14 protein-coding genes are annotated in these 11,526 nt (G+C 34.5%); 10 read left to right on the top strand and 4 right to left on the bottom strand.

Annotated features, from left to right (window positions below; genetic code table 11):
- The 3 genes from NZ579_01300 to NZ579_01310 form a co-directional block, all read left to right on the top strand.
- The coding region (locus NZ579_01300) for a hypothetical protein (protein MCS7298581.1) at positions 1 to 261 on the top strand (261 nt) is incomplete at its 5' end.
- Positions 262 to 334: 73 nt separating this feature from the next.
- Positions 335 to 967: an outer-membrane lipoprotein carrier protein LolA gene (locus NZ579_01305; protein MCS7298582.1), complete on the top strand. Its 633-nt coding sequence runs from the start codon at positions 335 to 337 to the stop codon at positions 965 to 967.
- A gap of 8 nt (positions 968 to 975) precedes the next feature.
- Positions 976 to 1,851 (top strand): dihydroorotate dehydrogenase, encoded by an 876-nt coding sequence (locus tag NZ579_01310; GenBank protein ID MCS7298583.1) that lies wholly within the window; start codon positions 976 to 978, stop codon positions 1,849 to 1,851.
- A 185-nt stretch (positions 1,852 to 2,036) separates the two neighbouring features.
- Here NZ579_01310 and NZ579_01315 read toward each other — a convergent pair whose 3' ends face one another.
- A complete protein-coding gene (locus NZ579_01315; GenBank protein ID MCS7298584.1) occupies positions 2,037 to 3,449 on the bottom strand; it encodes a cache domain-containing protein in 1,413 nt (470 codons plus the stop codon).
- A gap of 111 nt (positions 3,450 to 3,560) precedes the next feature.
- Here NZ579_01315 and recO point away from each other — a divergent pair, with 111 nt between their 5' ends.
- Positions 3,561 to 4,223 (top strand): DNA repair protein RecO, encoded by a 663-nt coding sequence (recO, locus tag NZ579_01320; GenBank protein MCS7298585.1) that lies wholly within the window; start codon positions 3,561 to 3,563, stop codon positions 4,221 to 4,223.
- Positions 4,224 to 4,229: 6 nt separating this feature from the next.
- On the opposite strand, the gene NZ579_01325 is transcribed toward recO, so the two are convergent.
- Positions 4,230 to 4,817, bottom strand: a complete 588-nt coding sequence (locus NZ579_01325) for a hypothetical protein (GenBank protein ID MCS7298586.1) — start codon at positions 4,815 to 4,817, stop codon at positions 4,230 to 4,232.
- A gap of 110 nt (positions 4,818 to 4,927) precedes the next feature.
- On the opposite strand from NZ579_01325, the gene NZ579_01330 reads away from it, so the two are divergent.
- The 5 genes from NZ579_01330 to NZ579_01350 all read left to right on the top strand — a co-directional run bounded on the left by NZ579_01330 (position 4,928) and on the right by NZ579_01350 (position 8,731).
- Entirely contained in the window at positions 4,928 to 5,428 is a 501-nt protein-coding gene (locus NZ579_01330; protein ID MCS7298587.1) for a CvpA family protein, read from the top strand.
- Between the two features lies 1 nt (position 5,429).
- The gene (gene gatC, locus NZ579_01335) at positions 5,430 to 5,714 is read left to right on the top strand and encodes an Asp-tRNA(Asn)/Glu-tRNA(Gln) amidotransferase subunit GatC (GenBank protein MCS7298588.1); all 285 of its coding nucleotides are present in this window, start codon (positions 5,430 to 5,432) and stop codon (positions 5,712 to 5,714) included.
- 9 nt (positions 5,715 to 5,723) lie between these two features.
- Positions 5,724 to 6,347, top strand: a complete 624-nt coding sequence (gene plsY, locus NZ579_01340) for a glycerol-3-phosphate 1-O-acyltransferase PlsY (protein MCS7298589.1) — start codon at positions 5,724 to 5,726, stop codon at positions 6,345 to 6,347.
- The gene (panC, locus tag NZ579_01345) at positions 6,344 to 7,192 is read left to right on the top strand and encodes a pantoate--beta-alanine ligase (protein ID MCS7298590.1); all 849 of its coding nucleotides are present in this window, start codon (positions 6,344 to 6,346) and stop codon (positions 7,190 to 7,192) included. Before plsY ends, panC begins: the two co-directional genes overlap by 4 nt.
- Before the next feature lie 282 nt (positions 7,193 to 7,474).
- The gene (locus tag NZ579_01350; GenBank protein ID MCS7298591.1) at positions 7,475 to 8,731 is read left to right on the top strand and encodes an insulinase family protein; all 1,257 of its coding nucleotides are present in this window, start codon (positions 7,475 to 7,477) and stop codon (positions 8,729 to 8,731) included.
- A 217-nt stretch (positions 8,732 to 8,948) separates the two neighbouring features.
- On the opposite strand, the gene NZ579_01355 is transcribed toward NZ579_01350, so the two are convergent.
- Together NZ579_01355 and NZ579_01360 are read right to left on the bottom strand one after the other, a co-directional pair.
- On the bottom strand, positions 8,949 to 9,803 hold the full coding sequence (locus NZ579_01355; protein MCS7298592.1) for an alpha/beta hydrolase: 855 nt from the start codon (positions 9,801 to 9,803) through the stop codon (positions 8,949 to 8,951).
- Positions 9,804 to 9,853: 50 nt separating this feature from the next.
- A complete protein-coding gene (locus NZ579_01360; protein ID MCS7298593.1) occupies positions 9,854 to 10,996 on the bottom strand; it encodes an aminopeptidase P family protein in 1,143 nt (380 codons plus the stop codon).
- 231 nt (positions 10,997 to 11,227) lie between these two features.
- Here NZ579_01360 and NZ579_01365 point away from each other — a divergent pair, with 231 nt between their 5' ends.
- On the top strand, positions 11,228 to 11,500 hold the full coding sequence (locus NZ579_01365) for an HU family DNA-binding protein (GenBank protein MCS7298594.1): 273 nt from the start codon (positions 11,228 to 11,230) through the stop codon (positions 11,498 to 11,500).
- The last annotated feature ends 26 nt before the right edge of the window (positions 11,501 to 11,526 follow it).

An 11,526-nucleotide genomic window follows, 5' to 3' on the forward strand; every position in this document is an offset into this window, starting at 1 on the left:
ATAAGGGTAGCTGTTGAGGAGGGGAAGGTGGGTATGGAGGAGGTTGTGAGGGCTGTGTATGAGGTAAGTGATGCTACAGGTAATTTGAATGATAGGTTTAGTGAGGTGTATGGGGTGATGAGGGAGGCTGTTGAGGTGTTGAGGAGTGCAAGTGAGAGGTTGCCTTTGGTTGTTGAGAGTTTGAAGGTATTGGGTGAGGAACTGGATAAGTTTAAAGTAAAAGAAGTTAAACTCACAAAAGGGATAACATTAGTTGATTAGGATTAATTTTTTACTACTTAAATGAGAGCAAACTTTTAGGTATTGTTAAACATCTTTCAAAATTCAGGAGTGTATGATAAGATTTTTAATTATTGTTTTGACTTTGTTTATCTCAAATGTGGTTTTTCCTTCAATAACTGCGGATGTTGCAATTAGAGAACTCAAGAATGCTTATAATTCAATCAAAACCTTTACAGGTTCTATAACGATAAAGATAGGTAACAAAACTTATACCGGAACCATAAAGTATAAAATGCCAAACAAGTTAAAGATAAATTTCTACCAACCTTCGCAGATTGACCTAATCAGTGATGGCAATTCTATGTGGATATTCATAAAAGGTAACAATACCGTTATAAAACAACCTTTACTTCCTAAAAGAGGTGATAGAGTAATATATGTTTCGGAGATTATAAATCCTTACGATAAGTATAACAGTGAGTACATAATAACTATGGATAAATATGATGATAAAACTTTTTCGTTTAATCTAAAACCAAAGCCAGATGTATTTACTACGTTCAGCAGTGCTAAGTTAGTATCCTCAAGAAGGGGGCTTGTCTTATCAATAAGTGGAACTACCGTCACTAGAGAGCAACTCTCAATCAGTGTATCTTACAGTAGTGTAAATATTGAAATTGATGATAGGGAATTTTTCTTCTCACCGCCTGCAGACGCGCAGGTATTGACAGATATATTTCAGTAGCGACTATTATGCTAAACTTTTCACCTGTAGTTAGTGGTGTTAAGTTCAAAAATCCTATACTTCTTGCTTCTGGAACTGCCTCGTTTGGATTAGAACTTTCAAATATTTATGACTTATCAATACTTGGAGGAATTGTTTTTAAGACGATAACACTACAGGAGAGAAAAGGTAATGAGCCACCTAGGATTGTTGAAACAATCGGTGGCATGCTTAACTCCATAGGTTTGGCAAATCCAGGTATTAGAAAGTTTAAGGACGAAATACTTCCACAAGTTTTAAATATTGTTCAAACTAACATAGTTGTTAGCGTAGCAGGAATGAGTGTTGGTGAGTTTAGGGAAATTGTGGAAGAAGCTTCAACGATTGACGGTATCAGTTTTATTGAACTTAACCTTTCCTGTCCTAATGTGGAGAAGGGGGGAATTACTTTTGACAGTAATGAAGATAATGTCAGGGAGGTTGTGAGATCTGTTAAGAAAGTGTCAAAGAAGCCTTTTTGGGTAAAATTAAGTCCTAATACTCCCAACATAGTTAACAATGCTTTGATTGCCCAATCAGAGGGAGCAGATGGTATAACCGCAATAAATACAATACTCGGTATGAAAATTGATATAAAGACTGGAAAACCTGTATTCAAAAACATATTCGCCGGCTATTCAGGTCCTGCTATAAAGCCTATAGCCCTAAGACATGTCTATGAGATATGTAGAGCAGTTTCAATACCAGTTATAGGAGTTGGAGGAATTACATCATACGAAGATGTTCTAGAATTTATGTTTGCTGGAGCATCACTAGTCCAGATAGGGACTTCTAACTTCTTTGACCCGCTTCTTCCTGTAAGGATAGTTGAAAAGATTGAAGAAGCAAAGAGGAACCAAATCTAACACTATACAGTCTCAACAAACTTAATTTAAAGAATTTTACTTTTCGCAACCTTTCAGAAATTTACCTTACTAGAGGTGTGAATTAGTGTATCTGTAAAGATGATTAGAAATTCTCCCTATTGTATGCAAAAGTATGTTAGTAAGAATTGAAGATAAACTTCTTTCAAGTAAGAATAGAGTCTAGCCTATACATTAATTATGACATTTTTTATCCTTGAGAAGACTTCTTTTTTTGCTGCTAGCCCTTGTTCATTTTCTGTCCATTTTCTACCTACTACGAATAAATATCTTACATCTCCAAATGAGTCTATAATTGGAAATATGATGATCTCAAAGAGATCATCTTTTATTCTATCTCCAAGTTCATAAAGTTCCTTTATATTACCTTTTATTGATACTGCTTTATGGTTTGACAGAAATTTTTGCCAAACCTTGTCAGAAAAGTATATAGCGAAGTCTTCTGTTTCAAAACCTTCAGATACAACCTGAATAAAACCATCCTCAACTCTTCTCATAAACATTACCTTGGATATTCTCAAAGTCTCCTTCAGGTATTCAAAAATTTCACTAACCGTAGCAACATTCCTCTCCGCTATTTCATCTCTGAAAGGAACAATATCGGTCTCAATAGTTTCATACTCGTGACTACTTTCAACTTGAGGTAATTCTCTCACATCGTATGGAGTATTATATTCAATACTTCCAATATTAGTGCCAGAACTACCATACTCCTTAGCCAAATTTCCCTCTACCTCCGATAGAAAAGTATCTTTGACCTCTTCTAAAATCTGTGAATTCTTCTCACCTATCAGACTGACTATGAACCAGATTGTAATTATCAGAGCAAAAACTAGTGAAAGAACTATTGTTAAAATATTAATTGCATCAAGACCAATACTATACCTGAAAAACAGTAGTTTAAGATTATGATTGTCTATCTTCTCCGTTATCAGTGCTTTCTTTTCCAGTAGAGATGAGTTTTCGTATATAGACTCTTTTGTAAGTTTGTCTGGTGCATTTATGAGTATTAGATCCTGAACGAATTTGAGGTCTCTAGAGTCAAAGTATGATTGTTCAAAAAAATCCTTATACCAGCCTATCGCAACATACCCTCTTTCAACACCCCGCTGGTCGTAGATTCTCGTAACAGAGTAAATAACATCAAAATTTCCAAAGAAAGTAAAATCTTTTTTTTTCAGATACTTCTCCACGAGTCTAAATTCTCTAAAATCGCTATCAAAGTAATCTGATGATATCAAGAACTTACCTTCCTTATTAACAAGTACTATCTTATACATGTTCTTTACGCTACTTCGTAATCTAGATAGGTAATTAATATACTCTCTTCTGTTACCACCGATTTCCGTTTGGAAGAATATTAAGCTAATGTTGGGGTCTTTTGAGATAGTTTCTGTTATTGATTTACAATTTGATAGTTTGTTATCAAAGTTTTTAACAATCTGGGAAAAAACAGACTTTATTCTAGACTCTATCCTTTTGCTAAATAAACCTGTATTGGTCAGAGCCATGTAGATAATCACTGAAGTAATAGCATATGCTAAAACCAGTAATAACAACCTTAAAAATCCCTTTTTCATTACTCATCTACCTTATGTAGTTATTATACAATTATATTACACTATCTTTCCACATCTTCGGAACAGTATAATTTATTATATATACATCTAGAGTTTATTTTAGAATTAGGTATGTATCTGAAAAGATTTCAGAAAATAACAGGGATCGTTTTGGGAACCAAGGATATTGGAGATTTTGATAAGATTGTTGTTATCCTATCACCTGAGATTGGCAAGTCTAATCTAGCGCTTTATGGTGCCAACCGTTTCAAAAGTAGGTTTTCAAACATTGTGAATATGTGTAATGTTATAAGAGGTCTTGTAAGGTATTCCCCAAACCCAGAGAAAATTCCATCACTTCAAGAAGCCGAAATGGTTAAAAACTTCTTTGATCATCTAAAAATTAAAACATCCAAGTTATACTATTCAATCCTAATATCTGAAGTGAGCAATCTAGTTATACCCTACGAGGTATTTGACGAGGATTTATATAACCTTTTGGTTATGTCATTGAATGCTCTTGTGAATTCTGATAGTGATGAAGAAGATTTTATTGTTGTGTCAAAGTTTCTAATCTCACTACTGAAAATACAAGGTGTTTTGCCTTACATAAAGAACGAAAACATAGGTGATAGAACTAAAGTATTTATAATATCAATCCTAAAAGGTAATGATAACATTAAGACCGACAGGAATATCAAATACGAGTTTCTAAAATGGTTTCTAGGCAAACTATCAGTTATTACAGGTGGTAAGGAAGTTATTTCGATTCATCTTGTAAAGGAAATTATTTAAATAATATTAGAAAGATATACTTGTTATCTTGAGTGCCAAACCTGCAAATTTAGAGTTACCACCTATTTGTATAACCAGATCTTCTATATAGAATGAAAAAGCTAGAACCCAATATACACCAAAGCCAAAGTTTCTTCCAAAATACAGATCAGGTCCTACACCAAATGAGATAGAAAGAGGTATCTTCTCTTTTCTCAAGTCAAATGAAAATAAACCATAAGCACCAAAATCAAGCCAAAATACTGTTTCTCTAGGTATGAATACTATGTCTGCTCCAACGAGAGGAGAGATTGCTATCGTAAAGAAAGATTGTGAGTAGATAGAAATAGGTAAATCTACTTGAAACCCAATCCCAAAAGATCTATCATATCTAACATCAGTATATGTGTAGTATCCACCTATGCCTCCAAACCTAATCCAAGGATATAAGTCAATATTCTGGCTTATCTTTCTTTCAAAACCTACTTCAAAACCAAAACCACCAAAAGCATATCCTATTCCTACCTCAAGTCCCTTGTTGTATATCGCCTCCTTAAAGCCAAATGTACTAGTGGTAAGTATTAGTAAAACCAAAATGTAAATAACCTTTCTCATAGTATCCTCCAAGCACATCAGAATTTTATATAAAAAATTAGAAATCTTTCATCTTAAGTTTAGTTTAGACTAATTTGAAAAGCACTGGATATTTTCAAAATAATTCTTTTATGAATGTTTTGGATATTATACTTCTTTCACTCACCCTAATAGGTATAATATGGGGTGCTAGAAAAGGTTTTATAGGTATATTAGTCTTGGTGATAGGTATAGTTGCTACAATAATCCTGATAGATGCTTTTGGAACACCTCTGTCGTCGTTTTTTGAATACGTTGGTGTTGGAAAAGATATATCTTATGCGGTTTCAGTCTTAACCATTATGGTTGTATCTCTAATTGTGTTTTTCATAATTTATCTATTGCTCAAGAACCTGATAGACTTATTTAGAGTAGGAATAATAAACAGGATACTAGGTGCCTTGCTTGGTGGTTGGGTTCTTTTCATTCTGTTTGGATCGTTTCTCTTCTTCTTCTCAAAAATACCTTTTCTTGGCTTTAGGAAATACATTGATACTTCATTGGTTGCAAAGTATTCCTATGAGCATTCAAAAAGCATAATGTCTCTTTCAGGGGCAGAGGAGAAAGTTGAAAAAGTTATAGAGGGGCAGTAGTATGACAAAGGATATTGTTAAGAAAGTTGCTGAACTTTCAAGACTGAGATTTTCCGAAGAAGAACTAGAAAAATTCACGGAAGAATTCTCAAACATAGTCTCATTTGTTGAAATGATCAACGAACTAGACACATCAGGTGTAGAACCTTCACCCTACCCTATAAACATCATAAATGAACCAAGAGAGGATATAGTTGTAGAGAGTGGTAAAGTTGAGGATATGCTGAAAAACTCTCCTAAACGAAAAAGTGAATTCATCGTAGTTCCAAAAGTAATAGAGAAGTAAGGAGTTTATATGATCTGGGATATAGTTTTTATAATTTCCTCTTTCTTGATTGGTAGTATTCCATTCGGTAAAATAGTTGCCTCGCTTAAGGGGGTTGATATAACTAAAGAAGGTAGCGGGAATATTGGTGCTACGAATGTTTTTAGAGTTGTAGGCAAGGGATGGGGTATCTTGGTTCTTGTTCTTGATGCTCTCAAAGGTGCTATACCTACTTTAGCCTCTTCCTATATCTACCATTCAAAACTTTTAAACTTCTTTTTACCTGAAGCGTATGTATTCATAGGGATTGCTTCTATACTTGGGCATATATTCTCTCCTTTTGTCGGCTTCAAAGGAGGAAAGGGAGTTGCCACTTCGCTCGGGGTCTTTGCTGTTCTCACACCAGTTGGCGTGCTTATAGGTGCAGTCGTTTTCGGGATATTCATAGCGATATTCAGGATCGTATCTATAAGTTCAATCGCTTCAACTATCGCCGTCTTTTCATTCCTACTAGTCTATCATATTTTAAATAACAGTATAGCGAACAACTATGTTCTGATTGCTTCAGCATTCGTTGTGATGGTATTCATAATAATAAAGCATTCATCAAACATAAAGAGGCTTTTGAAAGGTGAGGAGAAAAAAATAATATGAGGGTTATTCAAAAGCCTTCTGAAATACAGAGAGAAATGTTAAACATCAAGAAGTCTGGTAAATCCATCGGATTTGTTCCTACGATGGGTGCTTTACACGAAGGACACTTATCCCTTGTTAGAAGATCCAAGTCAGAGAACGATGTAACTGTCGTGAGTATATTTGTAAATCCAAAGCAATTTGGTCCGAAGGAAGACTTTAATAAGTATCCAAGAAACTTTGAGAGAGATAAAGAATTACTAGACAAGGAAGGTGTTGATTATATATTCCATCCTTCCGTTGAGGATATGTATCCAGAAGGTTATGAAACCTATGTGGATTTGGAGAGACTACCTAATCACCTATGCGGGTTGTCAAGACCGGGACATTTTAGAGGTGTTGCGACAGTTGTGGCAAAACTTTTCAACATCGTTCAACCTGATAGAGCATACTTTGGTCAGAAAGACTATCAGCAGGCAAAAATAATAAAAAGAATGGTTGAAGACCTTAACTTTCCTATAGAGATTGTAGTTATGCCGATCGTCAGAGAAGAAGACGGACTTGCTATGAGTTCAAGGAATACTTACCTATCCCCTGAGGAACGAAAGAATGCTAGTATCCTATACAAATCACTTCAAAAAGCAAAAGATCTTATACTATCTGGTGAGAAAGATGTTAGTAAGATAAAGAATGAGATGGTTAAGATGATATCTTCAATTGAGTCTAGAATTGACTACATTGAAATAGTTGAACCAGAAACACTTGAGAAAATTGACAGAATTCCAGAAAAAGGAACTGTGGTGATTGCCCTAGCCGTCTATATAGGTAATGCTAGATTGATTGACAACGATATTGTTCATATTTGAAATCCATACCTTATGGATTGAATGCTTTATAGTGTTCATTACTCTCAAAATCTAACTTCATACCATCTTCTAGATACTTCTTTAGAAGGATGGACATTTGTCTCAAATTAGAGGTTAAGAAGGGATGAGAAAACCTTGAACTTGCTGCAAATTTTATACTTCTATTTGGAAGTTTTTGTAAGAAGCAAGTAGATTTTATTATGATTTTAATATATGTTTGTGAGGTTTTGTCTTTTGATTTTAGTTTTATTTCTTACCGATTTGTCTTATGGGGAGATGGTTATGGGGTTGGATATTGAAGAGTTTTATCTTGACAATGGTCTTAAGGTTGTGCTGGTTGATAGAGATATTCTACCCATCGTGTCAATACAAGTATGGTATAGAGTTGGAGCGATTGACGAGGTTGATGGGAAATCAGGTATAGCACACTTTCTTGAACATATGGCTTTCAAAGGAACGAAAAATCTAAAACCGGGAGAGTTTTCAAAAACCATACGAGCTCTAGGTGGTAGTGATAACGCTGCGACTTCGTGGGATTACACGATGTATTTTGCTGATATTCCTTCAGAACACACTCTAAAAGTTCTAAAGATGATAAAAGAAATAATGTTTGACATCGTAATTGATGAGAAGGAATTTAACAGTGAGAAGAGAGTTATACTGGAAGAGAGAAGGATGAGGTATGAGGATAATCCTTTTGGGCAGTTCTTTGAAGACTTCATCTACAACTCGTTTAAGAAGATAAATTACAGAAGACCTATAATCGGCTGGGAGGAAGATATAAAGAAACTTACTCCTAAAGACCTTTTGGATTTCTACAACGCCTACTACTCGCCTAAGAACGCTATACTGGTCGTAGTCGGTAATATAGACAAAAGTAGTTTGAAAAAGGAGATAATCAGTATATTCAATGAGACATCTAAAAACCCTTATCAGGTTGAGAGTAAAGTTGTAAATGTATCTGAATTTAACAGTGGTAAGGTGGAATTTAAGACAACAAGGAAGGATGCTAATTCAAAGGCCGTGATAGTTGGTTTCAGAACACCATCGTATAGAATGTCTCCGAAGGAAGTAGCCACGATTGAGGTATTATCATACCTTCTGTCTGATGGCAGGGCTGCAAGATTGTATCAGGATCTGGTTGTGAATAAGAAACTAGCTTCGTCAGTAGATGGGAGTGTTATGGTTGGTAAGTATCCGTTTTTAGCATACTTTTTTGCTATCGCAAACCCAGGTGTTGAATTATCAAAGTTGAGGGAAGAACTAATGTCTAGCATTTACTCGCTTACAAATAGACAATTTACATCTCAAGAACTAGAAATAGTGAAAAGGAAAATAAAGGCAGACAGAGTGTTTGACTTTGAAAAAAATCATGGTATAGCAGGTTCAATAGGTTGGAGCGAAGTAGTTCTCGGAAACTACAAGGAACTTGATAGATTTATGAGCATAATTGAAGAAGTTAGTCTTGATGATGTGAGCCAAGCTTTTAGAAAATACTTCGTTGATGAAAATATGATCGTTGGTGTACTTGAGAACTGAAGTTATTAAAGATTCTGTTTTGTTCTCTTAGTGATGTTAAGATCAGTGGTGGATATGGTTAATGTCTAATGTTGTATTAGTAGTAATTTGTAGTTAGGTTCATAGTTTTAATTTTCTACAAAATTATAGATGACACCGTATTAAGTTTTGATCTAGTTGAGCCTATGATTTTAAGTATGTGTAAAGAGCAAAGATGAGAATATTTACTAACTTTGACCTAGCTTTGGATGAGTTTTTCCATTAGTTTAGCAATCTTTTCTGGTATTTCAATAGGCGTCATATGTCCCGCGTTTTTGATTATATGAACTTGCTTTTTGAAAAGTATTGAGAACTTGTATTGGACCTGGATAGGTATAAGCATATCCTTGTCTGACCATATTATTTCAACATCAGGTAGTAGTGTCCTGTCTATGTCTTCAACGAAAACATCAAAGATATTCTTTGTAATCCTCAAAGCACAAATTCTGTTCCTAATAGACTCAAAGTGTTTTGATGTATATTCTGATAGGTATTTTGATATGTTTTCTTTTAGAGTACTAGAAATAGGTAGAAAGAATAGAAACTTCTTAAAATAAAGCCTTATGAAGATAGACAAAGTGAAGATACCAAACATAAACCTAATTGGCTGTAGGAAACTAATCTTTAATATCGGGTGTAGTGTTCTCCAAAACTCGTAAGAGCCTATTGAATTAAGTAGAATGACCTTCTTGACAAGGGTTTTTGATATTGAACATAACTTACTTGCCAGGAAGAGTGAAATTTTACCACCTGTTGAGTGACCGATGATTGTGATGTTTTTCAAACCAAGTTTCATAACGAGTTTGGTAAGAATTGAAATGTTTTCTTGAGTATCAAACCTTAACTTGAGTGACCTTGAACTATCACCATGTCCGAGTAGATCAACTGCGATTATCCTGTACTTTTTTTTACTCATACTCTGGATTATAGGTATCCAACTTTCCTTGGATGTAAGCCACCCGTGTATGAAGAGAATAATATCTTTCCCATTACCAGTCTCAAAGTACGATATATATCTGTGCTTATCAACTCTAAAAGTTTTACTTTCAAACATACACTCCTCCACTTAGTAAAGTGTTATTTGTTTGTAAAAGTCTCCAAATTTTATATTACCACTGGGTCAGTTTTTAAATTTGTTAGAACTTCACACGAGTTTTTACCTATCAAAACCATGTTTTCAATTCTTATTCCAAATTCACCCGGTATATATATCCCAGGTTCTATCGTTACAACCATACCTTCTTGGAGTTCGTAATTATTCCATTGTGATAGGTATGGGTATTCGTGTATCTCAAGCCCAACGCCGTGCCCCGTTGAATGTATGAAGTAGTCTCCAAGTCCATTTCTCTGAATCACACTCCTTACTTTTCTATCAACCTCACCAACACTTATTCCTGCTCTAGCACTCGCTATTCCTTCATTCAATGCTTCAAGAACTACATTGTATGTATCTTTAAGTTTCTGTGATAGTTGTCCTATGAAGATAGTTCTGGTTGTATCGGTGCAATACATATCTTTTTTTATTCCAAAGTCAATTACTACTGGCTCTCCGTTTGAGATTACTTTGTTGGATGACCTTGCATGAGGCATTGAAGACCTGCTCCCCGATGCTACTATCGTAGGAAACGACATTCCTTCTGCTCCCTTTGACTTTAGGTAATACTCCAACTCCGCAGAAACCTGAAGTTCAGTCATTCCAGACTTTACAACTTTAAGTATATACAAAAATCCTTCATCTGATAAAAGAATGTTATTCTTGATAGTTTCTATCTCATCGGCATCTTTTATAGCTCTCACCTTTTGTGTTATCTCTTCCTTGAAAAATACTTTTATATTGCCTATTGAGAAATGGTCATCCCGTAGGGATAGTAGCTTTTTATTCAATCCGAAAAGCTTTTTGTCTTTGGCACACTCTACAACTGATATGAATCCACTGAGTCTAGTATCATTTGAGCATATATATATATCTTCTGAACCTATGCCTAACAATACATCAACTATTCTGGAAAAGATATCCTTTTTTTCAACTATGTGTATATCAAAAAGAGATTTATCCACGAAATTCATTGCCTCTTCCTCAAACATTTTAACAGTTATCAAGTGTGACTTTTGATTATCAAGAACTATATATCCAAAATCTCCCGTAAAACCTGAGAAATAGAACAAGTCTTCTGACTTGGATGTTATAAAAGGATTACCCCCAGTAGATATGAGAAGCTTATCAATTCTTGACTTAAACTTACTCATGATTTTACCTCACTAGTGTTTAATTATGAAAATGACTTTTATAGAATATCAAAAATCTATGTTTTTTGTATTCATATCAAATCAAATTAGATGATTCCAGAACAAATTAACTACAATAAAGTTTTGGGAAAAGGGGGTTAGAAATGCTTATATACACATAAAGATCGTTATTTTCTTGACAAATAAAACACTTATAAATAAAATAGGATTGTATTTGAAAGGAGGTTCTGTATGAACAAAAAAGACCTTGTGAGAAATATTGCAAACTCAACTAAGTTGAGTCAAAAGACTGTCTCTCAAGTCATTGATGCTTTTCTTGAGGAAATGGAGAAGGCAGTTAAGAGTAAGAATACTCTATCAATAGTTGGCTATTTGACTCTCTCTGTCAAAAAAAGGTCTTCAAGAACTGCAATCAATCCTAAAACGAAGCAAAAGATAACCATACCAGCGAAGGATTATCCTACAATAAAGGTAGGCAGTAAACTTAAGAACTTAGTTAAATAACTAAATGTTAAGGGGGACATCCCCCT

The organism is Spirochaetota bacterium (assembly GCA_025061835.1).
Taxonomy (GTDB): domain Bacteria; phylum Spirochaetota; class Brevinematia; order DTOW01; family DTOW01; genus SKYB106.